Origin of the sequence: Microbacterium hibisci (assembly GCF_015278255.1) — a bacterium.
GTDB classification, from domain to species: domain Bacteria; phylum Actinomycetota; class Actinomycetes; order Actinomycetales; family Microbacteriaceae; genus Microbacterium; species Microbacterium hibisci.
Genome location: NZ_JADIJC010000013.1, coordinates 1 through 26,737, shown reverse-complemented (window position 1 = coordinate 26,737; position 26,737 = coordinate 1). Strand labels below are relative to the sequence as shown.

The following is a 26,737-nucleotide window of genomic DNA, read 5'->3' as shown; positions in this document are numbered from 1 at the left end:
TGAGCCGACGTCTCGCGCGGCTCAGCCGCGCAGGATGACGTCCTCGGCGACGTAGTACAGCGCGACGTCGATCTCGTCGAGCGGGATGCCGTGCTTCGCGTGATAGGCCTGCCGGTAGAGCTCGAGCTGCAGCATCCGCTCGTCCTTCTCGGTCGGCGTGCGCGGCGCGACGCCGGTCTTCCAGTCGACGATCTCGATGCGTCCGCCGCGGTCTTCGCGGCGGTACACAGCGTCGAGCTTGCAGATCACGATGTGCGCGAGCCCGTCGGGGCCGATGGTGGTGAAGTCGATCTCGGTCTCGACCTCGATCGGCTGCAGCGACGCCCACTCCGAGGCCAGGAACCGCGACCGCAGGTCGGCGAGCGCGGCGGCGTCTTCGACGGACGACTCGCTGCCGAGCGCCTCCTCGTCGGTCTCCCACAGCGCGTCGTCGAGCGAGCCGCCCAGCCCGGTCCGTCCGGAGCGCTGCTCGACCCACGCATGGAACAGTGTCCCCAGTCGCGTCTGCCGGAACGGCCGCTCCGGCATCGGCCGTGCGATGTCGGCGAGCGTCCCCTCGAGGTCCGCGACGTACTCCTTGTAGCGGGAGGCCGCGATGCGCGTCGGCGCGGCGTGGGCGGGTCGTGCGCGACGGGCATCCCGCTCGGCCAGCAGCAGCGCGGTCTGGGCGTCGAGTTCGGCGCGCGGCGCGGCGAGCGCCTCGTCGACCGCCGACGCCGCGGCGAGCACGGCCTGCCGCCGGCTGCCGAGGGGGTCGATCGGCCATTGCAGCACGCGCCGCTCCCCCTGATAGGGGTCGTCCACCGGAGTGTCGTCGGCGAGGGCGACGCCCAGCGCCTCGGCGATCTCGCCGTAGAAGACGCTGCGCATCCGCGGCCGCTTGGTGCCCGACCACGTGGCTCCCGTGAGCAGCAGGTGGTCGCGGGCACGGGTCACGGCGACGTAGGCGAGCCGCCGGTCCTCCTCGAGCTGGCGTGCCCGGTTCGCCTCCACGAACGCGTCGATCGCCGCTTTGAGGTCCTGCTGCGTCTGCGCCGACTGCCAGGCCAGCGCCGGCAGCCAGGCGGAGTCGCCGCGGAATGAGTAGGGCAGCACGCCGAAGCCGAGCCACGCCTTCGTGTCGCGCGGCGCGCTCGGCAGCTCGTCCTTGACGAGGCGCACGACGGCCACCGCATCCCACTCGAGACCCTTCGAGCCGTGGATGGTGAGGAGCTGCACCACGTCGTCCTCGGGCGGTTCGGTGCGGGGGGCGAACTCATCGAGCTGCTCCGCATGGTCGAGCCAGGCGAGCAGGCTCGACAGCGAGCCGGTCTCGTCGGCCGCCAGGAACGCGTGCACCTCGTCGACGAACGCACGCAACTGGGCCGAGGCGATGCGGGCGGGACCGCGGGACTCGTTCGCAGCGAGCTCGATGTCGAGCCGCAGCTCCAGCTCGATGAGCCGCACCAGCTCGGGGATCGGCATCGCGCTCGCCTGCCGCAGCCCCGCGAAGACGGATGCCGCGTCTCGCAGTCGCTCGCGGGCCTCGGGCGTGAATCCGGCCAGCCACCCGTGGTCGGGCTTCTGGCGCAGCACGAAATCGAGGGCATCGACGAGCGAGCCGTCGTCGTCGCCGGCGCTGCCGCGGATGCGCTCGACGACCTCGGGCGCGAGGGGCTGCAATGCCGTGTCGTGGCGGGCGAGGCGGCGCGCGAGCGCTGCGAGCTCGCGCAGATCGGGCAGGCCGATCGACCAGCGCGGCCCCGACAGCAGGCGGATGAGCGCCGACCCCGCGGTGGGGTCGCTGATCACGCGCAGCGTGCACACCACGTCGACGACCTCCGGCGTGGACAGCAGCCCGCCGAGGCCGAGGATGCGGTGCGGGATGCCGCGCCGCCCGAGCGCGTCGCCGAAGCGCACCATGTGCTTCTTGCTGCGGAACAGGATCGCGCCGGTGGTCGACCGGCCCTGGCCCGCGCGCTCCACCCGCACGCGCGTGAACCACTCCGCGACCCGGTCGGCCTCGGTGTCGAGGTCGGCGTCGAAGCCGAGCTCCACGACGCCTTCGGGGGCGCCTGGGCGCGGGCGCAGCTCCTGCACCGCGACCGTGGCCGAGGCTGCGAGCGGCGCCAGCACGGCATTGGCCGCCGTCAGCACCGACGCGCTGTTGCGCCAGCTGGTGAGCAGGGCGTACTGCGCGCACGGAGCCCCGGGCGAGAAGGCGGCCGGGAACCCACCCAGGTTGCCGGCGCTCGCGCCACGCCAGCCGTAGATCGCCTGGTGCGGGTCGCCGACCGCCATCACGCCGGTGCCGGCGAACAGCGTCGCGAGAAGGTCGGTCTGGACGACCGACGTGTCCTGGTACTCGTCCAGCAGCACCACCCGGTAGCGGTCGCGCAGTTCATCGGCCACCGCGCGATGCCCCGCGACCACCTGGAGCGCCCCCGCGACCTGGTCGGAGAAGTCGATGACGCCGAGCCGGAGCTTCTCGGCGGCGTACTCGCGGGCGAGATCGGACAGGAGCGCCAGCGCGTCCACGCGCTCGACGGCGTCCGCCACGTCGGCGTAGACGGTCGTGCGACGGTTGGTGGACGGCAGGTCGCGCGCGGTGCGGAACCGATCGGGGAACGCGGCGAGCGCGTCGAAGTCGACGAGGTTGTCGACACCGTCCCGCGCGATCCGCAGTGCGGCATCGACGATCGAGCGCACCGCTTCGCCCCGCACCTCGAGACGCGGATCGTCCGAGGCGAAGACGACGCGGCGCATCAGCAGCCACGCAGCGGACTCGGACAGCACGGCGGCCTCGGCGTCCCGGCCGATGCGCAGTGCGTGCTCGCGCACGATCTGGTCGGCGAAGCTGTTGTAGGTCGCGACGGTCGGCCGGTGCAGCAGGGCATCGTCCGCGCCGTCCTGGGCGACGGCGTCGACCGACCGGGCGAGCTCGTCGAGCAGGCGATGACGCTCCGCAGTGGCGCGTGCGCCGTCCACTCCGGAGCGCTCGAGCTCGCCGAACACGTCGAGGCGTCCGGCCGCGGCCAGTTCGGGGAGAGCGGAGAGCAATCCGCGTCGCTCGAACTCCGCCAGCCGCGCGAGCCGCTTCTGGATGCGCTCCGCGAGCTCGCCGGCCGCCTTGCGGGTGAACGTGAGGCCCAGCACCTCGTCGCGCCGCACGATGCCGTTGGCGACGAGCCACACCACGCGAGCCGCCATCGTCTCGGTCTTGCCGCTGCCGGCGCCGGCGACCACGAGGGCCGGCGCCAGCGGCGCCTCGATCACCGCGGTCTGCTCCTCGGTGGGCGGGAACTGCCCGAGCGCGGCGGCGACCACGCGCGCCGGGAGGAGGGGCATGGGCGAGACGACCCCGGCATGCCCCGGCCGCCCGGCTTCTGCGCCCGCACCCTGCACGACCGTCATGAAGCGCTCACAGCGCCGATGGTGTGGATGCGGCAGAGCCCGTAGGCGTGCTCGTCGCGGCAGTGCTCCTCGTACGGCGCGGTGAAGGTCTCGCCGCGCATCACGCCCACGGCCGCGCGGATGCGGCCGAGGAACGCGTCGCGCCGCTCGTCGTCGAAGGGCGGCTGCCACGGTGTGACGTAGTCGGACTTCGTCGCCGTGGGGCGCAGCACGAGCAGCTTCGCGCCGCCGGGCGCGTACCCGTTCGCCGCGCCGATCGCCCCCGACTCGAACGCCAGCTGGTACGCGCCGAGCTGCGGGTTGTCGAGCACCTTGGCATCCGTCTGCGGCTCGCGCTTGCCGGTCTTGAGGTCCATGATCACGACCTCCCCCTCCGGCGTGAGCTCCACGCGATCGATGTACCCCGACAGGATCACACGGTGTTGGTCCGCATCGCCCGTTCCGTCCGGGGCCGCCTCGGAACCGGCGCCGTCGGACCCGCCCGCATCGAGCGGGATCACGACCTCGAAATGCGGCTCCGCGCCGATCAGCGTGCCTCCGGCGTCGTCGAAGCGCCGCAGGTACAGGTGCAGCCGGCGCACCAGGTCGCGGGCGCGCGTCTGCTCTGCGCGGTCGCGCCAGGCCGCCTCGAACGTCAGCTCGCCCCACCGCGACTCCACCTCGGCCCACAGCGCCGCCTCGTCGTGCCCCGAGGCGTGCTCGAGCGCGGCGTGGATGATCGTCCCGAGGCCCGCGGTCGTGCCCCCGGGGTCGCCCCCCAGATCGGCGATGACCCAGTTGAGCTCGCACTCCTCCAGGGTGTGCAGCCGCGACGGCGACACCCGGACGTCCTCGCGCGTGAGATCGCGCAGCGGTCCAGTGGAGGTCGGTCCGGCCACGCCGTACCAGTCGCGCGGCGCGGCGCCCGGAACCCCGGCATCCGTCAGCAGAGCGAGCTGCTGAGCGGCGCGCACCGCGGCCGCCGGGACGGTGCCGGGAGCCGGCACGATGCGCGAACCCGCGGCCGCGAGGGTCTGCGGCGCCAGGGCGGTGAGCGTACGGCGGTGACGCGCGACGAGTCCCCGCAGCGACACCGGGTGGTCGAGGTCGAACGGCTCGGGGTCGGGCAGCAGCTCGAAGAAGACGCTCGGACCCGTGTCGTCGTCATCGACCGCCGTCACGACGACCCGCGCGGTCGCGCGCGACAGGGCGCGCGCCAGCAGCCTCAGCTCGTCGTGCATCGCCGCGCGACGGCGGTCGAAGGCGCCGGTGGTCTCGCCGTCGGCGCGGGTCGCGGCATCCGCCAGGCGCCACGTCTCGAGCAGGCTGCCGCGCAGGCGCGTGTTGGGCCAGACGGCGTCCTGCATGCCGGCGACGACGACCGTGTCGAACTCGAGCCCGAGCGCGCCCGCGGGCGTCATGATCCTGACGCTGTCGGCGCGCGTCGGAGCCTCGAGCCGGTCCTCGGCGACACCGCTGTCGAGGATCGAGCGGACGAACACGCGCGGATCGGCGTCGAGCGAGCGCTCGACGAACCGCTTGGCCGCCTGGAACAGAGCGACGAGGGCGTCGAGGTCGCGGTGCGCCTGCTCGGCGAGCGGGCCGTTGCCCTTCGCGAGCTCTCCCCACGCGCGCGGAAGACCGCTGCGGTCCCAGGCCGTCCACAGCAGCTCATGCGCGGTCGCACCCCGCGAGAGACCGTCGCGCAGCACCTCGAGCGTGCGGGCCAGGGAGGCTGCGCGGCGCGCCTCGCGGGTGTCGAGCAGGTCGAACTCGAGCGGCTGGCGCATCGCCGACAGCACCAGGTCGCGCCCCGATCGCTCCGCGATCGCCAGCGCCTCGTCCGCGGCGCCGTCTGCGACCTCGCCGTCGCCGGCGAGGTCGAACACGCGGCGCAGCTCGGCGTGGCGCAGCGCCGAGCGCAGTCGGCGGAGCTCGATCACGTCGAGGCGCCCGTATGTGCCCACCAGCGCCGCCGACACGTCCTCGAAGGTCCAGTCCTCGCGCGAGGCCAGCTCGATCAGCCGCAGCAGGTCGGCGACCGGGCGCACGGCGCCCAGGGCGCGACCGGGCCCGCTCGAGCGCGCGGGAACCTCGCGGGCCGACAGCTCGGCCTCGAGCGCGGCCACCTGCCGGGTGTCGTGCGCGATCACGGCGCACGCGTGCCACGGCACGCCGTCGTGCACGTGCCGCTCGCGCAGCAGCCGCGCGATCGCGTCGTACTCCTCCGCCGGGGAGCGCAGGGTGAGGACGCGCACGGACTCGTCGGGCTCGGCACCCGCGCCGGCGCGCCGATGCGCGACGACGCCGACCGCGCCGATGCGCTGCGTGACGCGGCCCACCAGCTCGCGCTGCCACGGCGTGCCGCGATGCCCGCCCGCGAGCACGTGCACAGTGCCGAGCGATGCGGCGAGTCGCGCGAAGTTCTCCGGCGTGGCGCCGCGGAACGAGCCCGAGCCGACGTCGGGATCGCCGAACGCCAGCACGGCGGCGCCTCGGGCACGGGCGGCCTCGAGCAGCTCGACACCGCCCAGCGTCAGCTCCTGCGCGTCGTCGACGAGCACGACGCGCGTGCGGTCGACCGCGGGGGTCCCGGCCGGGGCGGTGCGCAGCAGCCCCACCGCTTCGCGGACCAGCCCCGCGGCATCCCGGTGGGCTCCGCGCATGCCGTCGCGCACCTGCAGGTACTCGGCGAAGAACGACGACAACGCGATCCATGCCGGCAGCTCGTGCCGCTCCCCCAGCTGCCGCAGGCGCGCGGGCTCGATGCCGAGCGTCGTGCATTCGGCGAGGAACGTCCGCACCTCGGTCCGGAAGCCCGCGGTGCCGCGGATCGCGGGCCCGAGAGCCTCCGGCCACCGCCCGGCGCCCGCGGCCTCATCCTCTTCGTCGCCCTCGAGCAGGTCGCGGATGATCTGGTCCTCGTCGCCGCCCGTGAGCAGCTGCGGCGGGTCGGCATCGGCGGCGACGGCGTGCGCCCGCACGATCTGGAAGGCATAGGACGCGACCGAGCGAGCCAGCGGCCCCGCCGTCGCCGCCCGCACGGCGAGCCCCAGCCGGTCACGCAGCGATGTCGCCGTCTGTCGCGACGGCGTGAGCACGAGCACCGTGTCGGGATCGACGCCCGCGGCGACGAGCTCCGCGACCCGCGCGATCAGGGTGGCCGTCTTGCCTGTGCCCGGTGCCCCCACGACGACGCCCGACGCGTCGGAGGGCAGCGCCAGCACCGCCCGCTGCGACGCATCCGGCGTGACGCCCGCGCCTTCTCCGCTCCCCGATCGCACCCTTCGACGCTAGCGCGACGGACCGACATCGGGCGTTCGCCCAGAGCGTTCGGACCGCGGGCGGATGCCCCTTCCCGGTGTCGTAGAGTGGCCATGCGTCCGGGGATCCTCAGCCTTCCGGCGAGAAACCGTCGCCCCGCGCAGGAGGTCAGTCACGTGGAGATCCGCATCGGCATCGCGAACACCGGCCGCGAGCTCAACTTCGAGACGAACGAGCCGGCGGCCGACGTCAAGAAGTCCGTCGCCGCGGCGCTGGACGCCGGCGCCACGCACGTGACCTTCGCCGACGCCAAGGGCAACTCGTACATCGTCCCCACCGCGGGCCTGGCCTACATCGAGCTCGGCTCCGAGGAGTCGCGCCGCGTCGGCTTCGTCGCCTGAGCGGACGCCCGACATGCAGATCCTCATCGCCTTCATCGTCGGGGCGGTCATCGGTCTCGGCATCCACTTCCAGCTGCACCAGCGGCTCACGCGCGGCGTCGTCCTCGCGCCGATGATCGGCGCGGTGTCGGCGGGCGCCGCCTGGTCGATCCTGACCTGGCTGGGCATCGGAATCGACACGCCGTGGCCGTGGCTCGCGGCCCTCATCGTGCCCATCGTGGTCACGTACCCCGTGATCATCGCGCTGTCGCGGGCCCGGGTCGCACACGACCGCCGCGAGAAGGCGCGCCTCGGCATCGGCTGAGAGCCGCCGGATCTCCCGGGCCGGAGTCAGGGCGACCAGACCCCGGGGTGCGCTCGGCCGTCAGGCGGCCAGGCCCATCGCGTCCATGCGCCGCGAGTGCGCCGCCATCAGCTCGGTGAAGACGGGTTCGACCTTCTCCTCGTCGGCCCGCCCCAGCGTGGTCGGCCGCAGCGCGGCGCGCGCGATGAGAAGCGTGTCGCCCACGAGACGCCTTCCCCACAGCGCGAGCAGCGACTTCCACTCCGGGTCGCTCGAGATCGCCTGCGAGATCAGCTCGACGATCGCCTGGCGGTCGTCGTCGGCCTGCAGGATGCGCGCCACCCGATCGCCGGTCTCGCCATAGCTCGCCGACAGGGCGAGGTAGAAGTCGTCGAGCATGCCGGCGGTGATGTGGACCGACAGCATCGTCTCCTGAGGACGGACGCCGTGGGTCGCCGACCGGAAGGCGTCCAGGGGCTCGCGGAACGGACGCATGATCTCGGTCGGGTCGTCGCCACGCTCGCGGATGAGCGCGACGAGGGCCTCGTGCTTGGTCAGTGCGGCGCCGGCGGCCCGCGACACCGCCTCCTTCTCGCCGAGCTCGGGGATCGTCTGGATCAGCTCCGTCAGCGTCTCGAAGAAGCCGAGCTGCAGATACGCGGCCTGCCCGAGGAAGGTGTCGATGTCGGGAGCGAGCTCCTCGAAGTCGACGCGATTGCCGCCGCTGAGCTCGTCGCGCGAGCGGAGCTGGAGCTTGCGCCCCGTGTCACGCCTCTCCCAGAACCACTTGACCATGCACGAAAGCCTACGAGGCGCGCCCGCTCCGCGCGTGCGCGGGAGTCTCCGGTATCGTGGGTGTCGGCCCCGGCGTCGGATCGGGGCGCCCGCGCCTGTGGGAAAGAAGGGCGTGGATCGCACTTCTGCCCGCGCGGCGGCTCTCAAGGGGCCGGACCCGCGCCCGGGCACGAACCCAGGCAGCATCCCACTGCCGGACAGGCACACATCGTGACGACCTTCGCCGAACTCGGCGTCGATCAGGACATCGTCGAAACGCTCTCCGCGAAGGGCATCGTCGACGCGTTCCCCATTCAGGAGCAGACCATCCCGCTGGGGCTGCCCGGCCAGGACATCATCGGCCAGGCGAAGACCGGTACCGGCAAGACGTTCGGCTTCGGCATCCCCGTGGTCCAGCGCCTCGGCCTCGATCCCGCGCCGGGCGTGAAGGCGCTCATCGTCGTCCCGACGCGCGAGCTGTGCGTGCAGGTCTACGAAGACATGGACATGCTCACCTCGAACCGGTCGACGAGCGTCGTCGCGATCTACGGCGGCAAGGCCTACGAGGGTCAGATCGACCAGCTCAAGGCCGGCGCGCAGATCGTCGTCGGCACCCCGGGCCGCCTCATCGACCTGAACAACCAGCGCCTGCTCGACCTGTCGAACGCGACCGAGGTCGTGCTCGACGAGGCCGACAAGATGCTCGACCTCGGCTTCCTCCCCGACATCGAGAAGATCTTCTCGAAGGTTCCCGCCGTGCGTCACACGCAGCTCTTCTCGGCCACCATGCCGGGGCCGATCGTCGCGCTGGCGCGCCGGTTCATGTCGAACCCGATCCACATCCGCGCCACGGACCCCGACGAGGGTCTCACCCAGGCGAACATCAAGCACCTCGTCTACCGCGCGCACTCGCTCGACAAGGACGAGGTCATCGCCCGCATCCTGCAGGCGGACGGCCGCGGCAAGACGGTGATCTTCACGCGCACCAAGCGCGCCGCGCAGCGCCTCGTCGACGAGCTGAGCGACCGCGGCTTCAACGCCGGCGCCGTGCACGGCGACATGAGCCAGGAGGCGCGCGAGCGCTCGATGGCCGGCTTCAAGGCCGGCAAGAAGGACGTGCTCATCGCGACCGACGTCGCCGCGCGCGGCATCGACGTCGACGACGTCACCCACGTCATCAACCACACCATCCCCGACGACGAGAAGACCTACCTCCACCGCGCGGGCCGCACCGGCCGCGCAGGCAAGACCGGTATCGCCGTCACGTTCGTCGACTGGGAGGACCTGCACAAGTGGGCCCTCATCAACCGCGCGCTCGAGTTCGGTCAGCCCGAGCCCGTCGAGACGTACTCGTCGAGCCCGCACCTGTACTCCGACCTCGACATCCCCGAGGGCACGAAGGGCCGCATCCGCACCGCGCCGAAGACGCAGGCCGTCCGCGTGCAGCCGGAGCGGGCGACGGATGCCGCAGCCGAGGTCGAGACCAACGGCCAGTCCCCTTCGCGCCGGCGCCGGCGCCGGCGCTCGGGCGGCGACGCCGACCGCGTGGGCTCGACCTTCGAGACCGGCGACGGCGGCTCGGCTGCCGGATCGCACGGCCAGAGTGCGGGAGAGGGCGCCGACGGCGACCGCTCCAGCGAGGGCGGCGGCACCCATGACGGCGGGGGCAAGGAGCACCACGACGGCAAGCCGGCACCGCGTCGCCGTCGGCGGCGCCGCGGAGGCAGCGGCGGCGGCGCACCCGCCGGCGGCGCCACCGTCGGCGCCTGAATCGTCATCTCGCGTCGCGGCGCCGTCATGCAGCTTCGCGGCACCGCTAAGGTGAGCGCATGCGGCGCACGTGGCGCCGCGACCTCGCAGTCTAGAAAGGCATACCGTGCGCTTCATCGAGGCAGTCAACACCGCCTACGAGTACCAGGGCTTCTGGGGCTCGTTCTGGGACATCATCTGGTGGTTCCTCTGGATCTTCTTCTTCATGGCGTACCTGTTCGCGCTGTTCGCCGTCATCGGCGACCTGTTCCGCGACCACAAGCTGAACGGCTGGTGGAAGGCGGTCTGGATCATCTTCCTGATCTTCGTGCCGTTCCTGACGCTGCTCGTCTACCTCATCGCGCGCGGCAACGGCATGGCCAAGCGCAGCGCGAAGGAGGCCTCGGAGCTGCAGCATGCGCAGGACGCGTACATCAAGTCGGTCGCCGGCGCCTCGGCCAGCCCGGCAGACGAGATCGCCAAGGCGAAGACGCTGCTCGACGCCGGCACGATCACGCAGGCCGAGTACGACGCGCTGAAGGCCAAGGCCCTGGGCTGATCGGCCTGCGCCACGGCTGACGCCGGACCGCGGCATCCGTCCGCTCGAGGCGCCCTCGTCCACCCTCAGGGGTAGACGGGGGCGCTTCCCGTTGCACGCTCGATGATGCGCGCGACCATGTCGTCGGCGGTCGTGTTCTCACCCGGCTGGTTGGGTTTGCCGAGACCGTGGTAGTCGCTGGAGCCGGTGACGATGAGGTCGCGCTCGCGGCACAGGTCGCGCAGCGTCGCCAGCCCCGGGTTCCGGTTCTCGCGGTGGCCGAGCTCGAACCCGGCCAGGCCGGCGTCGAGCAGCCGCTCCAGCAGGCGCATCGGCAGCAGACCGCCGCGCGAGGCCGGATGCGCGATCACCGGCACTCCCCCCGCCCCCGCGACGAGCGACACCGCGGTGACGGGGTCGGGTGCGTAGAGCGCGACGTAGTAGTCGCCGCCCGGGCTCAGGATCCCGGCGAAGGCCTCGGCCCGGTCGCGCACCAGGCCGCGCGCGATGAGCGCGTCGGCGATGTGCGGGCGCCCCACGGTCGCACCGTCGGTCGTCTGCTCGAGGATGTCGTCCCACACGAGGTCGTAGTCGCGGGCGATGCGGTCCGCCATGAGGCGTGCCCGGTCGAGCCGCGACGAGCGGATCCGCGAGGTCTCGGCCCGCAGCGCCGGCTCGTCGGGATCGGGCAGGTAGGCGAGGACGTGCACGCTGCGCCACTCGTGCCGGGCCGACAGCTCCATACCGGGGAGGAACGTCATCCCGAGCGACGTCGCGGCCTCGGCCGCCTCCGCCCATCCCGAGGTGGTGTCGTGGTCGGTGAGCGCCGCCGTCCGGATGCCGTGACGGTGCGCCGACGCCATCACCTCGGCCGGCGGCTGCGTCCCGTCCGAGTTCGCCGAGTGCAGGTGCAGGTCGCTCGGCCCCTCGAAGCGCCTCCTCGACGCGACCCCGGCTTCCGCGCGTCGCGACGGCGACGAGTCGGAGGGACGCGGGGACGGTCCGGGCATCCTCCGAGCGTAGCGCGGGCCGCGCCGGCGACGCGGGCGATGCGGGCGCGGTGCGCCACGCCGCTGCGCTGACGGATCTCCCAGCCTGCTCGCATAGAGTCGCGGTCGTGCTTCGCCTGCTCGGGATCCTCGCGGCGGTGCTCTGCGCGATCACCGCGACGGTGGTGACCTTCCCGGGATTCTTCCGCGTGGAGCGCCTGTACCCGATCGCCCAGATCGTGTCGTTCCGCGGCATCCTCGCGCTCGCCTTCGCGCTCGCGGCGCTGCTGGCGCTGCTGCTCGCGATCGCGCGGCCCATCCGCGGCTTCGCCTTCTCGATCGCCGTGATCGCCGGTGTCGCGACGGTCGCCAACGTGGCCGTGCTCGCGTCGCGCGGAGGACTCGGCACCGACCCGCTGCCGACGAAGACCGACGCCAGCATCCGCGTGATGACGTGGAACACCGCAGGCCCCGCGACTCCGCCCGACACGATCGCGAAGATCGCGGTGGCGATGGATGCCGACATCGTGGCGCTGCCCGAGACCACCATCGAGACCGGCGAGCGCGTCGCCCTGGCGATGCGGGATCTCGGGCACCGGATGTGGGCTCACCACGCCGAGGACCCGTCGACGGAATGGGATGCCGGCTCCACGACCCTGCTGATCTCGCCCGAGCTGGGCGACTACGCCGTCATCGAGTCGTCGCTCGACGGCACCAGCAACACCTCCACCGTGCCCAGCGCCGTGGCGATGCCGGTCTCGGGCGAGGGGCCGATCGTGGTCGCCGCCCACGCGGTGGCACCGCGCCCGAGCTACATGCAGAGCTGGCGCGACGACCTCCGCTGGCTGGCCGATCAGTGCGGCGACGGCAATGTGATCATGGCCGGCGACTTCAACGCGACGGTCGACCACATGTCGGGGCTGGGCGTCGACGGTGCGACGCTGGGCCACTGCACCGACGCCGCGGTGGAGACCGGCAACGGAGCACTCGGCACCTGGTCGTCCGCCCTGCCGGCGGTGTTCGGCGCACCGATCGATCACGTCATGGCCACCTCGCAATGGCGGGCCTCCGGATCGCTGGTGCTGAGATCGAACGATGAGTCCGGGTCGGGCTCGGACCACCGGCCTCTGATCGTCCAGTACGAGCCTGCCGGCTGACTCTCCGACTGCAGCACCCCGCGGCTGAGCCGCCCGGCAGGCCGGGCCTGCCCGCTCTCTCCCTCGCGTGCGAGACTGTCAGCATGAGCAGCGCAGCCGCCGAGCAGTCACCGGGCGCCACGAGCACCGCCGAGACCGCCGAGACCTCCACCGAGTCCTCGACCCCGCCTTCGACCAGCACCAATCGTCGCCAGCCGTACGGCCAGGGCTTCCTCGACACGATCTCGTCCGGCTGGGCCGAGCGGCCCGAATCCACACCGCCGGCGCGCGCACAGGCGTCGTTCGCGGCGGCGCGCCGCGACGCGGTCTCGGCCGCCTTCCCGGGCAAGCGTCTGGTCCTCCCCGCGGGAGAGCTCAAGCAGCGCAGCAACGACACCGACTACCCGTTCCGCGCGCACTCCGCCTTCTCGCACCTGACCGGGTGGGCGTCCGACTCCGAGCCGGGGGCGGTGCTCGTCTTCGACCCGCGCAGCGCGGGCGGCCACGACGTCACCCTGTACTTCCGCGAGCGCGCCGACCGCACCACGAGCGAGTTCTACTCGGATGCCTCGATCGGCGAGTTCTGGATCGGACCGAGGCCCGCGCTGGCCGGGGTGGCCGCCGACCTCGGCCTCGCCACCGCGCACATCGACGACTTCGAGTCGGGCGACGGCGATGTCGTGCTCGACCAGGACGACGACCTCACCCGTTTCGTGTCGGAGCTCCGCCTCGTCAAGGACGCCTACGAGATCGGCCAGATGGAGCTCGCGGTGCAGGTCACCGCCGACGGCTTCGACGACATCGTCGCGAACCTCCCCGCGGTCATCGAGCACCCGCGCGGCGAGCGCGTGGTCGAGGGTGTCTTCCACCAGCGGGCGCGCAGCGACGGCAACGCGGTCGGCTACGACACGATCGCGGCATCCGGTCCACACGCCTGCTATCTGCACTGGACGCGCAACGACGGCGCCGTGGTGCCGGGCGACCTCATCCTGATCGACGCGGGGGTCGAGGTCGACAGTCTCTACACCGCCGACATCACCCGCACGCTGCCGGTGAGCGGCCGCTTCACCGACGTGCAGCGCAGGGTGTACGAGACGGTCCGCGAGGCGGCCGACGCCGCCTTCGCCGCGGCGAAGCCCGGCGTGAAGTTCCGCTCGATCCACGAGGCCGCGATGCAGGTCATCGCGAACCGCGTCGCCGAGTGGGGACTGCTGCCGGTGACCGCCGAGGAGGCGCTGGACGCCGACCGGGGCGGCCACCATCGCCGGTACATGGTGCACGGCACGAGCCACCACCTCGGCATCGACGTCCACGACTGCGCCCAGGCCCGCCGCGACATGTACTACGACGGCCTGCTCGAACCCGGCATGGTCTTCACGATCGAGCCCGGCCTCTACTTCCAGATCGACGACCTCACGGTCCCCGAGGAGTACCGCGGCATCGGCGTGCGGATCGAGGACGACATCCTCATGACCGCCGACGGCCCCGTGAACCTGTCGGCGGCGATCCCGCGCACGGCCGACGAGGTCGAGGCCTGGATCGCGCGCGGCCGCCGCTGACCGCTCCATCGAGCCCTCACATCGGTCATCGAGCCTCCCATCGGTCATTGAGTCCTCACATCGGTTATTGAGCGTGTCGAAATACACCCCTCCCGCGCCCTTCACGACGCGCCCGACGCTGACGGGCACGTTCGGCATGTCCGCCTCGACGCACTGGCTCGCGACGGCGACCTCGCAGGCGGTGCTCGAGCGCGGCGGCAACGCCTTCGACGCCGCAGTGGCCGCGGCCTTCGTGCTGCATGTCGTCGAGCCGCACCTCAACGGCCCCGGCGGGGACCTCGTGGGGATCTTCCAGACGGCGGATGCCGCGGCCCCGACGGTGCTGATGGGTCAGGGTCCCGCGCCCGCGGGCGCGACGATCGACCACTACCGCGCCGAAGGGCTCGACCTGGTGCCCGGCGCGGGCGGACTCGCCGCCGCGGTGCCGGGAGCCGTGGACGCCTGGCTGCTCCTCCTCCGCGATCACGGCACCTGGGAGCTGACCGACGTCCTGGCGTACGCGATCGGCTACGCGCGGGACGGGCATCCGCTCGTCGCCGGCGCGGCTGCCACCATCGCGCGCGTGGCGGAGCTGTTCCGGGACGACTGGCCGACCTCGGCAGCGCTCTGGATGCCGGAAGGCGACCCGCCAGCAGCGGGCACCGTGGTGCGCAACCCGGCCTACGCGGCGGTGCTCGACTCGCTGGTGCACGCCTCGTGCACCGTGCGTGACGACGGCCCCGTCGGACGCGCGGCGCGCATCGACGCCGCGCGGCGGGAGTGGAAGACCGGCATCGTCGCGCACGAGGCGACGTCCTTCCTGTCGCAGCCGCACCGCCACTCAGGGGGTGGCGTGCACGCCGCCGTGATCACCGCCGATGATTTCGCCGGCTTCGAGGCGGGGTACGAGCCGGCGGTGGCCCGCGAGTTCCGCGGCCGCACGATCGCGAAGGCGGGGGCGTGGACGCAGGGTCCGGCCCTGCTGCAGACACTCGGGCTGCTCGAGCCGCTTGCGGACGACCTGCTCGACCCGTCGCAGGAGGCCGGTGCCCACACCATCCTCGAGGCGCAGAAGCTCGCGTACGCCGACCGCGACGCGTGGTTCGGCGACGACGAGGTCGATCTCGACGCGCTTCTGTCGGCGGACTACCTCGACGAGCGCCGCGCACTCATCACGGCCGAGGCGTCGGCCGAGTTCCGGCCCGGTGCGGTCCCCGGGCGCACCGCGTTCCGCCCGCCCCTGCGCACGTCGTACGACGCTCCCGCGGTGGGCACCGGCGAACCCACCGTGGCGAAGAGCGGCGAGACGCGCGGCGACACGTGCCACTTCGATGTCATCGACCGCTGGGGGAACATCGTCTCCGCCACGCCCTCGGGCGGCTGGCTGCAGTCCTCCCCCACGATACCGGCGCTGGGGTTCTGCCTGGGCACGCGGCTGCAGATGACGTGGCTCGAGCCGGGGTATCCGTCGTCCCTCGCGCCCGGCCGCCGGCCGCGCACCACGCTCACGCCGACGCTGGTGCTGCGCGGCGGCGCGCCCGAGTTCGCGATCGGCTCCCCCGGCGGCGACCAGCAGGACCAGTGGCAGCTGCTGGCGCTACTGCGCATCATCGTCGGCGGCTACTCGCCGCAGCAGGCGATCGACGCGCCCGCGCTGCACACGACGTCATTGCCGGAATCGTTCTGGCCCCGCACCTGGACGCCCGCCGGCGCTGTGGTCGAGGACCGGCTGGGCGAGGCGGTCATCGAGGGCCTCGAGCGCCGCGGGCACGCGGTCACCCGGGCGGGTGACTGGACGCTCGGACGGGTATCCGCGGTCGGGCGCGATGCCGACGCGGGCCTGCTGTGGAGCGCCGCCAACCCGCGCGGCATGCAGGGCTACGCCGCCGGCCGCTGAACAGCGGCGGGCTTGCCGTCAGGCCGCGCTCGGCGGGGCATCGCTCAGGCCGCCGCGCGGACCGGAGGACCGATGTAGCGCGCCGACGGCCGGATGATCTTGGGGTCGCGCGCCTGCTCGAGGATGTGCGCCGTCCAGCCGATGGTGCGGGCGACGGCGAAGGTCGGCGTGAACATCGACCGCGGCAGCCCGCACCGCTCCATGACCAGCGCCGCCCAGTACTCGACGTTCGCGTGCAGCTCCCGGCCGGGCTTCGCCTCGGCGAGCAGTCGCTCGGCCGTCTCCTGGAACTCGACGGCGAGTTCTACCCGCGACCCGCCGGTGCGCAGCGCGACCTGCTTCATGAGCTCCGCGCGCGGGTCGGCGGTGCGGTAGACCGCGTGCCCGAAGCCCATGAGGCGCCTGCCCGCGGCGAGCTCGCCGCGGATCCACTGCTCGACCCGGTCGGTGCTGCCGACGGCGTCCAGCCCGTCGAGCGCGCGCGACGGCGCTCCGCCGTGCAGCGGGCCCGTGAGCGCCCCGAGCGCGCCCGTGAGGCACGCCGCGGCATCCGCCCCCGTCGACGCGATGACCCGCGCGGTGAACGTCGATGCGTTGAAACCGTGGTCCATGACGGCGATGAGGTAGGCCGTGAGCGCGCGCTCGGTCTCGGCGTCGGGCACGACGCCGGTGACCTGGTGCAGGTAGTTCGCCACGACCCCGCGGTCGTCCAGCGCCGGGATTGCCGGCTCGGCGCGACCCCGACGCCACAGCGCGCCGACGACGAACGGCGTTGCGGCGGCCAGGTCGATCACGTCGGCCAGGCGCTCGTCCTCGTCGAGATCGTAGAGGGGACGGATGCCGCGCCGCGCGCTGAGCAGCGGCCACGAGGCGGCGAGCCCGGCGAGGACGTCAGGCGTCGCCTCGCTCACCGCGTCGACGACGACGTCGAGGTCGGCCCGCCGCGCGACGGTGGCGTCGGCGATGCGGGCGGCGAACGCCGGCCGGGAGGCCTCCGTCGCCGGTGCGCCCGTGACGAGGAGCTGCCACGCATCCTCGAAGGTCGCCGACGCGGCGAGCTCGATCGCCGAGCGATCACGGTACTGGTAGAAGCCCTCGGCACCGCGGACGTCGCTCACCGCGGTGTCGGCCACGATGACGCCCGCGAGTCCGCGGGGCGCCTCGAGGGGTGTTCGCGTGGTGCTCATCTCGTCTCCTTGTCGGTGTGGAGCGGCGTGTGCCCGACCTCGGCCCGCGTTCCCGCTATAGTCAGTCTGGGAACTTGATCATCACTTCGTCAATCTTGATCGGATCAATATGAGCGACCTGCCCCGACTCAGCGCCGCGGAGGCGGCAGCGCGGCTAGGCGTCAAGCCGGAGTCGCTGTACGCGTACGTGTCGCGCGGTCTGCTCTCGCGCGAACGCGACGCCGCGGGCTCATGGTTCGACCCGCTGGAGGTCGAAGCGTTCGCCCGCCGACGCCGACGTACCCCCTCCACCGCCCCGCGCGCGACGACGACCGCGCCGGGGACGCCGCTGATGGTGCTCGAGACATCGCTCGCGCACATCGACGACGACGAGCTGTTCTACCGCGAACGGGCTGCCGCAGAGCTCGCGCGCACCGAGTCGTTCGAAGCCGTGCTCGCGTGGCTGTGGGGCGCGGACGCCCTGCGCGTGCCGATGCCCGACGACGTCTCGCTGGCGCGGCGGGCGATGGCGGCTCTGCCGGACGGCGCCACCACCCTCGATCGCCTGCTGGTGGGCGTGACCGCGTTCGCCGCCGCCGACCCGCTGCGCCACGATCCGGCCCCCGAGCACCTCGCCAGGATCGGATCCCGGCTCGTGACCGGCCTTCCCGCCGCGCTCGCCGGCGAGGACGCCGGCGGCGCGGTCGCCTCGACGCTCTGGCGGGCGCTCACGCCTTCGGAACACCACGACGGGCCGCATGTGCTCGACGCCGCGCTGGTCCTGGTGATCGACCACGACCTGGCCGTCTCGACGCTGGCCGCCCGGGTCGCCGCGTCGGCACGCGCGTCGGGCTACGCCGTGGTGACCGCGGCGCTCGGTGCGTTCGACGCCCCGCTCCACGGCACCGCGAGCCGGCCCGCCGCCCGCATGCTGCGCGCCGTGCGCGATGGCGAGCCGGCCGGCGCGGCGATCGCGCGGGCCGTCCGCGACGGCGGCCGCGGCATCCCCGGGTTCGGCCAGCCGCTGTATGCCGGTGCAGACATGCGTGCGACGGTGCTCCTCGATCTGCTCCGCGAGACGCCGGGCACGGGCGACGTGCTGGCCGCTGTCGACACCGTCTGCGCCGAGGTGGCCCGCCGCGCGGGCGCGGCGCCGAACCTCGATCTGGCCCTCGGCGCGCTGACCCTCTGGGCCCGGATGCCCGATGACGCCGGCGCCGTCGTCTTCGCGATGGGCCGCATCGGCGGGTGGATCTCGCACGCCCTTGAGGAGTATGACGAGCGGCCGATGCGCCTGCGCCCTCGCGGTCGTTACGTGGGTCCCGCGCCGGAGTGACGGCGGCGCAGCCAGTCCGCGACGAGCGGGGCGAGCTCGCCCGCGATCTCCGCCGGCGGCCGCTTGCGTCCTTTCACCTCGAAGGAGTGGCCGCCGCCCTCGATCCAGGCGATCTCCGCGCGGCGACAGGAGGCGACGGCCTCCTCCAGCTGTTCATGGGGATCGATGAAGGGATCGTTCGTGCCCTCGACGAACAGCTGCGGCTGCGGCACGTCCGGCAGGTGCGCGGTGCGCGCCTTGTCGGGGCTGCCGGGCGGATGCAGCGGATAGCCGAGGTAGACGAGGCCGGCCGGATCGATCGCACCCTCGGCCGCCGCCATCGACGCCATCCGGCCGCCGTACGACTTTCCGATCGCGGCGACCGGCACGCCCGCTGCCCGCTCGACGAGCTCGGCGTGGACGGCCGTCCACGTGAGCACGGCGTGAGCGGCGGGCCCCGGCATCCGTCGTCCTGCCTCGACGTAGGGGAAGTTGAACCGGAGGGTCGCCACACCCTCTCGCGCGAGCGCGTCGGCGAAGCCGGTGAGGAACGGATGCCGATACCCGGCCCCCGCTCCGTGCGCGAGGCCTGCGAACGCCCAGGGACTCGCGGGCGAGACCAGCTCGGCCGACACCTCGACGGCTCCCGCCGGAAGCGCGACCGGGATGAGCAGCTCCGCGGTGGCCGGGTCGGCGGCGTCGGGCGTCATGCCCGCGGGCTGTCCTCGGAGTCGGGACCGCCGGCCGCGGTCCCGGCGTCGCCAGGAGCCGACGAGCCGGCGTCGGCGGCGGCATCCGTCTGCTCCGCCACGCCGGTCTCGGGCTGCGGCGCCACCCGCTCGCCGTAGCGCGGCGGCTCATCCGAGGGCGGGGCGACAGGAGCCTCGGGCGGAGCGGCTGCCTCGGTCACGGGCGGCGCCGCGACGGCGGTCTGCGGCCCGAGCGCCTGGCGCGCACGATGGACGCTGTTGTCGGTGACCGTGATCTCGTAGTGGTCGGCGACGACCTGCATGACCGAGGCGTAGTCGCGGCGGCGCCGCACGAACGAGTACGCGACGATGCTCATCAGCATGCCGATCGCGATGCCGACGAACAGGACGCCGACGAACGCCTGGATCGGCACCGACGGCGAGCCGATGACCAGGATCGCGGAGAAGAGCAGACCCAGCAGCAGACCGTTCACCGCGCCCGAGCGCGCCGCCGCCGCATAGCCGAGCCGGCCGGTGATCCGCTCGATCGACCGCAGCCCCTGCCCCACGATCGCGATGTCGCGCGCGGGGATGTCGGCGGCGATGAGCGACGACACGGCCTTCTGCGCCGCCTCGTACGTCGGGAAGCTCGCGACGGTCTGACCGACCGCCTCGGAGCCCTGCGGGCCGCGCCCTCCCATCATGGTCATCTCCCCATCCTCCCACGGCACGCGGACTACGCTGGGACGTGTGAGCACGCAGAGGGTTTTCGTCGCGCGCCTGTCCGGGTGCTCGGTCTTCGACCCCGCCGGCGACCGTCTCGGCAAGGTCCGCGACGTCGTCGTCATCTACCGCAAAGACGATCCCCCTCGCGTCATCGGCCTGGTCGTCGAGATCCCGGGCCGTCGCCACGTCTTCGTGTCGATCGGCCGGGTGACGTCGATCGCCACGGGCCAGGTCATCACGACCGGCCTCATCAACGTGCGCCGTTTCCAGCAGCGCGGCGGCGAGGTGCGGGTCATGGCAGAGATGCTCGGGCGCAAGGTCTTCTTCGCCGACGGCTCCGGCACCGCGGTGATCGAAGACGTCGCCATCGAGCGCAACCGCCTCGGCGAGTGGGACGTCGGGCAGCTGTTCCTGCGGAAGCCGAAGACCAGCGCATCGCCGTTCGCCAAGGGGCCGACGACGTTCGCCAACTGGGATGCCGTCCGCGAGAGCCAGGCGCCGGGCGAGGCGCAATCGGCGGAGCAGCTTGTCGCCACGTACTCCGAGCTGCGTCCCGCCGACCTCGCGAACACGCTGCTCGACCTGCCCGAGGAGCGCCTTCTCGAGGTGGTCGAGGAGCTTCCCGACGACCGCCTGGCCGACGCTCTCGAGGAGATGCCCGAAGAGGAGCAGGTCCACATCCTCGAGGCCCTCGACGACGAGCGCGCCGCCGACATCCTCGACGCGATGGAGCCCGACGACGCCGCCGACGTGCTCGGCCAGCTGCCCGAGGAGCAGCGCGAAGAGCTCCTCGAGCTCATGGAGCCGGAGGAGGCCGAAGACGTCCGCGCGCTGCTGAAGTACGGCCCCGACACCGCCGGCGGTCTGATGACGAGCGAGCCGATCGTGCTGTCGGCCGACGCGACCATCGCCGAGGCGCTCGCCCTCATCCGCCGGCACGAGCTGCACCCGGCGCTGGCGGCTGCGGTGTTCGTGACCCTCCCGCCGTACGAGACGCCGACCGGGCGGCTCCTCGGCACCGTGCATTTCCAGCGGATGCTGCGCTACCCGCCGCACGAACGACTCGGCGCGATCATCGACGACACGCTCGACCCGATCCCTGCCACGGCCTCCGCGGCCGAGGTGGCGCGCCTGCTCGCCTCGTACAACCTCGTCTCCCTCCCCGTCGTGGACCCCGCCCACCGGCTGGTCGGCGCGGTCAGCGTCGACGACGTGCTCGACTATCTCCTGCCCGAGGACTGGCGATCCCATGACGGCGGCGACGCCGTTCGCTCGGCGTCCGAACCCGTCCCGACCACGACCGCGAGCACGCTGACACTCGGCAAGCCGGCCAGCCCGAGGAGGCGGCGCTGATGGCACGCAACAGCCGCCGGCCCTCCCTCGACGCGCCGCTCGGCCGCGGCGGAATGCTTCAGCGCACTCCTCAGCAGTCCAGCGACCGATTCGGGAAGTTCTCCGAGTCGTTCGCCCGCGCGATGGGAACCTCCGGCTTCCTGATCGGCATGACGATCTTCGTGGTCGTCTGGCTCGCCTGGAACACTTTCGCCCCCCGGGAGTTGCAGTTCGACCCCCGCGAGTACAACTACACGCTGCTGACGCTGATCCTGTCGCTGCAGGCTTCGTACGCCGCACCCCTGATCCTCCTCGCGCAGAACCGGCAGGACGACCGCGACCGCGTGCAGATCGAGCAGGACCGGCAGCGCGCCGAGCGCAACCTCGCCGACACCGAGTACCTCGCCCGCGAGGTGGTCGCGCTGCGGATGGCCGTGAACGACTTCGCCGACCAGGTGGTCACGCGCGACGTGCTGCGCACCGAACTCCGCGCACTCCTCGACAAGCTCGACAGCGCGTCCGAGGTCGAGGACGGCGCCGCGCGATGAGCGGAGCCTCCGCGGACGCCGTCCGCACCGCCGTCGGCGCTGTCCCCGACCCGGAGCTGCGCCGGCCGATCGGCGAGCTCGACATGGTCCGCGACATCACCGTCGACGGCGGCCTCGCCCGGGTCGCGATCGCCCTGACGATCGTCGGCTGCCCCGCCGCAGACCGCATCGCCGCCGACGTGCGCGCAGCTGCGGCATCCGTTCCCGGGATCACGGAGGTCGCGCTCGAGGTGGGGGTCATGACGCCCGCCGAGCGGCAAGCGCTCACCGAGCGGCTGCGCGGCGGTCGGTCGCGCGAGATGCCGTTCGGACCCGGCACCCTGACCCGCGTCATCGCGGTCACGAGCGGCAAGGGCGGGGTCGGCAAGTCGACCGTCACGGCGAACCTCGCGGCCGCGCTGGCCGCACAGGGTCTCGCCGTCGGCCTCATCGACGCCGACGTGCACGGCTTCTCCATCCCGGGCCAGCTGGGTCTCGTCGCCGCGGACGGCACCGTCCCTCAGCCGACGCGCGTCGAGGATCTGATGCTGCCGCCCGTGGCACACGGCGTGAAGGTCATCTCGATCGGCATGTTCCTCCGTCGCGGAGAGGGCGATGCCGCCGTGGGCGCCGTGGCGTGGCGCGGCCCGATGCTGCATCGCACGGTGCAGCAGTTCCTCACCGATGTCTACTTCGGCGACCTCGACGTGCTGCTGCTGGACATGCCGCCCGGAACCGGCGACGTCGCCATCTCGGTCGGTCAGCTGCTCCCGAACGCGGAGGTGCTCGTCGTGACGACGCCGCAGACGGCCGCCGCCGAGGTGGCGGTGCGCAGCGGGCTCGTCGCGCGCCAGACCGGGCAGCGGGTCATCGGCGTGGTCGAGAACATGGCGGCGATGGCGCTTCCCGACGGCACCACGCTCGACCTGTTCGGGTCGGGGGGTGGCGCGGCGGTCGCGGCGGCGCTCTCGTCGCCGGAGGCGGAGGTTCCGCTGCTCGCGTCGGTGCCGCTCAGCCCGACGCTGCGGACGGACGCGGATGCCGGAACCCCGGCCGTCATCGTGCACCCCGACGACCCGGCAGCCCAGGCCATCGCCGGCCTGGCGGCCACGCTTTCCCGCAGTCCGCGGGGGCTCTCGGGCAAGTCGCTGCCGTTCCGCCCGCGCTGAGCGCGCGGCTCAGGTCGCTTCGCTGTCGAAGGGCGTGGGGCCGTCGGCCGGACCCCGGAACGGCGACTTCACCGGTGCCGTCTGCGGTGCCGGAGCCAGCGCCTGCGCCGTACGCGTCGCGTTCAGGTTCGCGACGGGCGCGTCGTCGAGCAGCGCCTCGCGGATGATGCGCCGCGGGTCGTACTGCCGCGGATCGAGCGTGCGCCAGTCGACGTCGTCGAAGTCCTCGCCCATCTCGTCACGGACGCGCGTCCTCGCGGTCGTCACCCACTCGCGGGCCTTCTTGGTGAAGCCGGCGAGCGCCTCCGCGTAGCGCGGCAGTCGCTCGGGTCCGAGGATGAGTGCCGCGACGAGTCCGATCAGCAGAAGCTTCTCGATCGTGAGGCCGAAGATCATGAGATCAGGTTACCGCCGCGCCTGAGCGGCCAGCGCCGCGCGGCCGCGTAGGCTGGCGGTCGGAGGGTCTGGATGGCAGAGCAGAACGCGAACCAGCGGTTCGTCGATGAAGCGACGAGCGAGCCCGAGCACATCGCGCGGGCACGTGCGCATGCCCTCGAGCTCGGCGCGTCGCCGATCAGTCCGGCGCTGGGCGCCCAGTGCGCCGTCCTCGCCGCCGCGTCGCAGGCGCTCAACATCGTCGAGATCGGCACAGGCGCCGGCGTATCGGGCCTGTGGCTGCTGCACGGCTCACCCCGGGCGACCCTCACGACCATCGACAAGGAGCCCGAGCACCTCGGAGCGGCCAGGCAGGCGTTCGCAGAGGCGCGCATCCCACCCGCTCGCGCGCGCTTCATCACCGGGAGGGCGGCCGAGGTGCTGCCCCGCATGAACGAGGCGTCATACGACATCGTCCTGGTGGACGCCGATCCCGAAGGCGTCATCGAGTACGTCGAGCACGGCCTGCGGCTCGTGCGGGCGGGGGGCACGGTGCTCGTGCCTCGCGTGCTCGCCGGCGGCGCCGTCTCCGACCCGGTCCGCCGCGATCCGATCACGACGGCCTACCGCTCGCTCATCCAGGAGACCCAGGCCTCGCCGGCGGTGATCGGCGCGCTGTCCATCACCGGCGAGGGACTCCTGCAGCTCACCACCGTGGCGACGAACTGAACCTCCCCCGCATACGCGAACGGCCGGTCCGATCGGACCGGCCGTTCGCGTAACGTGCGACTACGCGGCGTTGACGACGCCGCCCAGAACGTCGTAGAGCTCCTTGGCCTCAGCGTCGTTCACCGAGACGACGAGGCGACCGCCTCCCTCGAGCGGCACGCGCACGATGATGAGTCGACCCTCCTTCACGGCCTCCATCGGCCCGTCTCCGGTTCTCGGCTTCATGGCTGCCATTGCGGCTCCTTTTCATCGATGGTCTGCGGATCAAGTTTATCGTGAGGGCACGGGCCCCGGGCACGCCTGGGGAAAGCGGCATCCGTCATGCGGCGTCATGGCACCTGGAGGTTGCTGCCGAGCGCGTACATGTTGTGGATCCACCACCACTGCCCGGCGAGACAGGCGACGAGCACGCCCACCCTCCACACGCGCGAGCGGGGAACGGCGAAGGCGCCCCACAGCGGCGACAGCGGGACCAGCAGCCGGAAGATGCTCGACTGCGGGAAGAACACCAACAGGAGGTAGATCAGGTAGCTCGCGCTCCAGAGGCGGATCTCCATTCCGAGGCGCCGCACCTGCGGGAGGAAGAGGAGCGCGGCCGCGACGGCCGCGACGATCACCGCCAGCCCCGCGTATCCCATCCACACCGGGATGTGCCACACGGTCTCGCACCAGAAGCGGACCCCCTCGAGGAACGGTTCGAAAGGCGTGAACGTGGCCTCACCGGGAAGCCAGTTGCGGCGCCAGGCGAGCTCGGTCGCGAGATACGCGTCGGGCACGCCGGTGACCGCGGCCGCGTACAGCTGCCAGGCGAAGCCCGCTGCCGCAGCGAGCAGACCGAGCGCGATGATGTGGGCGATCTCGGTCCCGGGCAGCGGCTCCCGTCGCCGGCGCAGCCAGCGCCACACGCCGTATAGCGCCAGGAACAGCGAGAACGCCAGCACCCCCGGTCTCGTGAAGGCCATCAGCGGGATCAGCGCGTAGAGCCACGCGTATCGCCGTCGCATCACGCACCACAGTGCCGCGAACAGCCACAGGAGGTTCAGCGCCTCGGCGTACCCGACGTGGAAGAGGGCCGCGAGGGGACCGCTCGCGAAGAACGCGACAGCCCAGAGCGCGGCCGAGTCGTCGAGCCGGGTCCGGAGCAGGTGGAAGAGGATGAGGGATGCCCCGTACCCGGCGGCGAGGGAGACCAGGACCGCGCCGCTCGCCCAGGTGCCGAACGGCAGGGCGACCCACTTCGCCAGGTGGGGATAGATCGGCATGAAGGCCCAGGTGTTCTCCGCCACCTGGCCCGCATCATTGCGCGGCAGCTCGGAGGGGTACCCCATCAGTGCGACGTACTGGTACCAGGCGCCGTCCCACGCCACGATGGTGTCGGCGATGTCGGCGTCGGCGCCCATCCTCGAGGTGAACCCGGAAAGCTCCGCGGCGAGGAAGAGGAACGCCGTCGTCACCGCCCGCGCGGCGGCGTAGATCATCAGGACGCGCAGCGCGATGGCACCGCCCGACGCGGGCCGGACCTCCGGCACCGTCGTCAGTCGGCTCGCAGCCACGCGCGCAGGCCCTGCTCGACCGCCTCGATCTGCCGGAGCGGCACCCGCTCCTCGTCGTGGTGGGCGAGGTGAGGATCGCCGGGGCCGTAGTTCACGGCGGGAACGCCGAGCGCGCTGAAGCGCGCCACATCCGTCCAGCCGTACTTCGGGCGAGGCTCGGCGCCGACCGCGGCGAGGAACTCCTGCGCCAGCGGCGCGTCGAGGCCGGGCCGGGCGCCGGCCGCGGCGTCGACCACCTCGACCTCGAAGCCCGCGAGCACCTCACGGACGTGCTCGGCCGCCTCGTCGACGCTGCGGCTCGGGGCGAACCGATAGTTGACCTCGACCTCGCAGAGATCCGGAATGACGTTGCCTGCCACGCCGCCGTTGATGCGGACGGCGTTGAGGCCTTCGCGGTAGACGAGGCCCTCCACCTCCACCTGCTGCGGCTCGTAGGCAGCGAGACGCTCGAGGATCGGCGCCGCCTTGTGGATCGCGTTCTCACCGATCCACGCGCGCGCGCTGTGTGCCCGCACGCCGTGCGTGCGGACGATCGCCCGCAGATTGCCGTTGCACCCGCCCTCGACCTCGCCGTTGGAGGGCTCCCCGAGGATCGCGAAGTCGCCGGCGAACAGGTCGGGACGGGTGCGTGCCAGACGGGTCAGGCCGTTGAGGTCCGCGTCGACCTCCTCGTGGTCGTACCACATCCAGGTGATGTCGACGCGAGGGTCCGAGAGCTCCGCGGCGAGCTTCAGCTGGACGGCGACGCCCGCCTTCATGTCCACCGTTCCGCGCCCCCAGAGGAACGGCTCACCGTCGATCTCGATGTCGCGCGTCGGCACATTGCCGTTGATGGGCACGGTGTCGACATGGCCGGCGATGACCACGCGCTGCGCGCGACCCAGCTGGGTGCGCGCGACGATGGTGTCGCCGTCGCGATAGACGTCGAGGTGGCTCAGCGCCGAGACCGCTTCGAAGATCGCATCCGAGAGGGGCCGCTCCTCGCCGGAGACGCTCGGCATGTCGCAGATCGTGCGAGTGAGGTCGACGGAGGAGCGAGACAGATCGAGCGTCGGCATCCCTCGAGTCTAGCGAGCCCGATTCGGGGCGTTAACGCGGAATGGCCACCCAGGGTGTGGGTGGCCATTCCGTGAATGGGTGTCCGGCGGTGTCCTACTCTCCCACAGGGTCCCCCCTGCAGTACCATCGGCGCTGAGAGGCTTAGCTTCCGGGTTC

23 protein-coding genes and 1 rRNA gene are annotated in these 26,737 nt (G+C 72.5%); 12 read left to right on the top strand and 12 right to left on the bottom strand.

Features of this window, described 5'->3' with window-relative positions; translation table 11 throughout:
• Positions 1-21 precede the first annotated feature (21 nt).
• Both IM770_RS17635 and IM770_RS17630 read right to left on the bottom strand, forming a co-directional pair.
• Positions 22-3,327 (bottom strand): ATP-dependent DNA helicase, encoded by a 3,306-nt coding sequence (locus IM770_RS17635; RefSeq protein WP_203582454.1) that lies wholly within the window; start codon positions 3,325-3,327, stop codon positions 22-24.
• A gap of 62 nt (positions 3,328-3,389) precedes the next feature.
• Positions 3,390-6,656, bottom strand: a complete 3,267-nt coding sequence (locus IM770_RS17630) for an ATP-dependent helicase (protein WP_203582453.1) — start codon at positions 6,654-6,656, stop codon at positions 3,390-3,392.
• Positions 6,657-6,812: 156 nt separating this feature from the next.
• Here IM770_RS17630 and IM770_RS17625 point away from each other — a divergent pair, with 156 nt between their 5' ends.
• Both IM770_RS17625 and IM770_RS17620 read left to right on the top strand, forming a co-directional pair.
• Positions 6,813-7,037, top strand: coding sequence for a DUF3107 domain-containing protein (locus tag IM770_RS17625; protein ID WP_045296833.1), 225 nt, complete (start codon positions 6,813-6,815; stop codon positions 7,035-7,037).
• 13 nt (positions 7,038-7,050) lie between these two features.
• Complete coding sequence (locus IM770_RS17620) at positions 7,051-7,341, top strand: hypothetical protein (RefSeq protein ID WP_203582452.1); 291 nt, start codon at positions 7,051-7,053, stop codon at positions 7,339-7,341.
• A gap of 60 nt (positions 7,342-7,401) precedes the next feature.
• On the opposite strand, the gene IM770_RS17615 is transcribed toward IM770_RS17620, so the two are convergent.
• Positions 7,402-8,115: a ferritin-like fold-containing protein gene (locus IM770_RS17615; protein WP_203582451.1), complete on the bottom strand. Its 714-nt coding sequence runs from the start codon at positions 8,113-8,115 to the stop codon at positions 7,402-7,404.
• Between the two features lie 210 nt (positions 8,116-8,325).
• Between IM770_RS17615 and IM770_RS17610 the strand changes: the two genes are divergently transcribed.
• Together IM770_RS17610 and IM770_RS17605 are read left to right on the top strand one after the other, a co-directional pair.
• Positions 8,326-9,864, top strand: coding sequence for a DEAD/DEAH box helicase (locus tag IM770_RS17610; protein ID WP_203582450.1), 1,539 nt, complete (start codon positions 8,326-8,328; stop codon positions 9,862-9,864).
• A 106-nt stretch (positions 9,865-9,970) separates the two neighbouring features.
• Positions 9,971-10,402 (top strand): SHOCT domain-containing protein, encoded by a 432-nt coding sequence (locus IM770_RS17605; protein ID WP_203582449.1) that lies wholly within the window; start codon positions 9,971-9,973, stop codon positions 10,400-10,402.
• Between the two features lie 65 nt (positions 10,403-10,467).
• Here IM770_RS17605 and IM770_RS17600 read toward each other — a convergent pair whose 3' ends face one another.
• A complete protein-coding gene (locus IM770_RS17600; RefSeq protein WP_203582448.1) occupies positions 10,468-11,391 on the bottom strand; it encodes a PHP domain-containing protein in 924 nt (307 codons plus the stop codon).
• A gap of 107 nt (positions 11,392-11,498) precedes the next feature.
• On the opposite strand from IM770_RS17600, the gene IM770_RS17595 reads away from it, so the two are divergent.
• The 3 genes from IM770_RS17595 to IM770_RS17585 all read left to right on the top strand — a co-directional run bounded on the left by IM770_RS17595 (position 11,499) and on the right by IM770_RS17585 (position 15,941).
• On the top strand, positions 11,499-12,527 hold the full coding sequence (locus tag IM770_RS17595) for an endonuclease/exonuclease/phosphatase family protein (protein ID WP_203582447.1): 1,029 nt from the start codon (positions 11,499-11,501) through the stop codon (positions 12,525-12,527).
• A gap of 83 nt (positions 12,528-12,610) precedes the next feature.
• Positions 12,611-14,065, top strand: a complete 1,455-nt coding sequence (locus tag IM770_RS17590; RefSeq protein ID WP_203582446.1) for an aminopeptidase P family protein — start codon at positions 12,611-12,613, stop codon at positions 14,063-14,065.
• Positions 14,066-14,201: 136 nt separating this feature from the next.
• Positions 14,202-15,941: a gamma-glutamyltransferase family protein gene (locus IM770_RS17585; protein ID WP_203582465.1), complete on the top strand. Its 1,740-nt coding sequence runs from the start codon at positions 14,202-14,204 to the stop codon at positions 15,939-15,941.
• A 44-nt stretch (positions 15,942-15,985) separates the two neighbouring features.
• On the opposite strand, the gene IM770_RS17580 is transcribed toward IM770_RS17585, so the two are convergent.
• Positions 15,986-17,128: a citrate/2-methylcitrate synthase gene (locus tag IM770_RS17580; protein ID WP_203582445.1), complete on the bottom strand. Its 1,143-nt coding sequence runs from the start codon at positions 17,126-17,128 to the stop codon at positions 15,986-15,988.
• Between the two features lie 109 nt (positions 17,129-17,237).
• Between IM770_RS17580 and IM770_RS17575 the strand changes: the two genes are divergently transcribed.
• Positions 17,238-18,443, top strand: coding sequence for a citrate synthase (locus IM770_RS17575; protein ID WP_203582444.1), 1,206 nt, complete (start codon positions 17,238-17,240; stop codon positions 18,441-18,443).
• On the opposite strand, the gene IM770_RS17570 is transcribed toward IM770_RS17575, so the two are convergent.
• Entirely contained in the window at positions 18,419-19,132 is a 714-nt protein-coding gene (locus IM770_RS17570; protein ID WP_203582443.1) for an alpha/beta hydrolase family protein, read from the bottom strand. The two genes, IM770_RS17575 and IM770_RS17570, sit on opposite strands and share 25 nt — an antisense overlap.
• Entirely contained in the window at positions 19,129-19,821 is a 693-nt protein-coding gene (locus IM770_RS17565; protein ID WP_239066411.1) for a YflT domain-containing protein, read from the bottom strand. Before IM770_RS17565 ends, IM770_RS17570 begins: the two co-directional genes overlap by 4 nt.
• Before the next feature lie 40 nt (positions 19,822-19,861).
• On the opposite strand from IM770_RS17565, the gene IM770_RS17560 reads away from it, so the two are divergent.
• From IM770_RS17560 to IM770_RS17550, 3 genes are read left to right on the top strand one after another with little or no spacing between them, the layout of a single operon-like run.
• Complete coding sequence (locus tag IM770_RS17560; protein WP_203582442.1) at positions 19,862-21,190, top strand: magnesium transporter MgtE N-terminal domain-containing protein; 1,329 nt, start codon at positions 19,862-19,864, stop codon at positions 21,188-21,190.
• Positions 21,190-21,717, top strand: coding sequence for a DUF1003 domain-containing protein (locus tag IM770_RS17555; RefSeq protein WP_203582441.1), 528 nt, complete (start codon positions 21,190-21,192; stop codon positions 21,715-21,717). The genes IM770_RS17560 and IM770_RS17555 overlap by 1 nt, the downstream gene beginning before the upstream one ends.
• Complete coding sequence (locus IM770_RS17550) at positions 21,714-22,865, top strand: P-loop NTPase (protein WP_203582440.1); 1,152 nt, start codon at positions 21,714-21,716, stop codon at positions 22,863-22,865. The genes IM770_RS17555 and IM770_RS17550 overlap by 4 nt, the downstream gene beginning before the upstream one ends.
• Positions 22,866-22,874: 9 nt before the next feature.
• Here IM770_RS17550 and IM770_RS17545 read toward each other — a convergent pair whose 3' ends face one another.
• Complete coding sequence (locus IM770_RS17545; protein ID WP_203582439.1) at positions 22,875-23,261, bottom strand: twin-arginine translocase TatA/TatE family subunit; 387 nt, start codon at positions 23,259-23,261, stop codon at positions 22,875-22,877.
• A 72-nt stretch (positions 23,262-23,333) separates the two neighbouring features.
• Between IM770_RS17545 and IM770_RS17540 the strand changes: the two genes are divergently transcribed.
• The gene (locus tag IM770_RS17540; RefSeq protein WP_203582438.1) at positions 23,334-23,969 is read left to right on the top strand and encodes an O-methyltransferase; all 636 of its coding nucleotides are present in this window, start codon (positions 23,334-23,336) and stop codon (positions 23,967-23,969) included.
• A 60-nt stretch (positions 23,970-24,029) separates the two neighbouring features.
• Here the strand turns inward: IM770_RS17540 and IM770_RS17535 are convergent, their stop codons facing one another.
• The 4 genes from IM770_RS17535 to rrf form a co-directional block, all read right to left on the bottom strand.
• Positions 24,030-24,203, bottom strand: coding sequence for a DUF3117 domain-containing protein (locus IM770_RS17535; RefSeq protein WP_019179788.1), 174 nt, complete (start codon positions 24,201-24,203; stop codon positions 24,030-24,032).
• A 95-nt stretch (positions 24,204-24,298) separates the two neighbouring features.
• Positions 24,299-25,522: a putative hexosyltransferase gene (locus IM770_RS17530; RefSeq protein ID WP_307785499.1), complete on the bottom strand. Its 1,224-nt coding sequence runs from the start codon at positions 25,520-25,522 to the stop codon at positions 24,299-24,301.
• Positions 25,504-26,580: a succinyl-diaminopimelate desuccinylase gene (dapE, locus tag IM770_RS17525; RefSeq protein ID WP_203582437.1), complete on the bottom strand. Its 1,077-nt coding sequence runs from the start codon at positions 26,578-26,580 to the stop codon at positions 25,504-25,506. Before dapE ends, IM770_RS17530 begins: the two co-directional genes overlap by 19 nt.
• 81 nt (positions 26,581-26,661) lie before the next feature.
• Positions 26,662-26,737, bottom strand: a 5S ribosomal RNA gene (rrf, locus tag IM770_RS17520); the annotation flags it as partial.

What these genes read in the sequence shown, in the direction of transcription:
- IM770_RS17550 (WP_203582440.1), top strand. Translation starts at nt 21,714, where the DNA reads ATGAGCGGAGCCTCCGCGGACGCCGTCCGCACCGCCGTCGGCGCTGTC.
- IM770_RS17535 (WP_019179788.1), bottom strand. Translation starts at nt 24,203, where the DNA reads ATGGCAGCCATGAAGCCGAGAACCGGAGACGGGCCGATGGAGGCCGTG.
- IM770_RS17615 (WP_203582451.1), bottom strand. Translation starts at nt 8,115, where the DNA reads ATGGTCAAGTGGTTCTGGGAGAGGCGTGACACGGGGCGCAAGCTCCAG.
- IM770_RS17570 (WP_203582443.1), bottom strand. Translation starts at nt 19,132, where the DNA reads ATGACGCCCGACGCCGCCGACCCGGCCACCGCGGAGCTGCTCATCCCG.
- IM770_RS17590 (WP_203582446.1), top strand. Translation starts at nt 12,611, where the DNA reads ATGAGCAGCGCAGCCGCCGAGCAGTCACCGGGCGCCACGAGCACCGCC.
- IM770_RS17580 (WP_203582445.1), bottom strand. Translation starts at nt 17,128, where the DNA reads ATGAGCACCACGCGAACACCCCTCGAGGCGCCCCGCGGACTCGCGGGC.
- IM770_RS17575 (WP_203582444.1), top strand. Translation starts at nt 17,238, where the DNA reads ATGAGCGACCTGCCCCGACTCAGCGCCGCGGAGGCGGCAGCGCGGCTA.
- IM770_RS17620 (WP_203582452.1), top strand. Translation starts at nt 7,051, where the DNA reads ATGCAGATCCTCATCGCCTTCATCGTCGGGGCGGTCATCGGTCTCGGC.
- IM770_RS17555 (WP_203582441.1), top strand. Translation starts at nt 21,190, where the DNA reads ATGGCACGCAACAGCCGCCGGCCCTCCCTCGACGCGCCGCTCGGCCGC.
- IM770_RS17600 (WP_203582448.1), bottom strand. Translation starts at nt 11,391, where the DNA reads ATGCCCGGACCGTCCCCGCGTCCCTCCGACTCGTCGCCGTCGCGACGC.
- IM770_RS17565 (WP_239066411.1), bottom strand. Translation starts at nt 19,821, where the DNA reads ATGACCATGATGGGAGGGCGCGGCCCGCAGGGCTCCGAGGCGGTCGGT.
- dapE (WP_203582437.1), bottom strand. Translation starts at nt 26,580, where the DNA reads ATGCCGACGCTCGATCTGTCTCGCTCCTCCGTCGACCTCACTCGCACG.
- IM770_RS17635 (WP_203582454.1), bottom strand. Translation starts at nt 3,327, where the DNA reads ATGCCCCTCCTCCCGGCGCGCGTGGTCGCCGCCGCGCTCGGGCAGTTC.
- IM770_RS17585 (WP_203582465.1), top strand. Translation starts at nt 14,202, where the DNA reads ATGTCCGCCTCGACGCACTGGCTCGCGACGGCGACCTCGCAGGCGGTG.
- IM770_RS17545 (WP_203582439.1), bottom strand. Translation starts at nt 23,261, where the DNA reads ATGATCTTCGGCCTCACGATCGAGAAGCTTCTGCTGATCGGACTCGTC.
- IM770_RS17540 (WP_203582438.1), top strand. Translation starts at nt 23,334, where the DNA reads ATGGCAGAGCAGAACGCGAACCAGCGGTTCGTCGATGAAGCGACGAGC.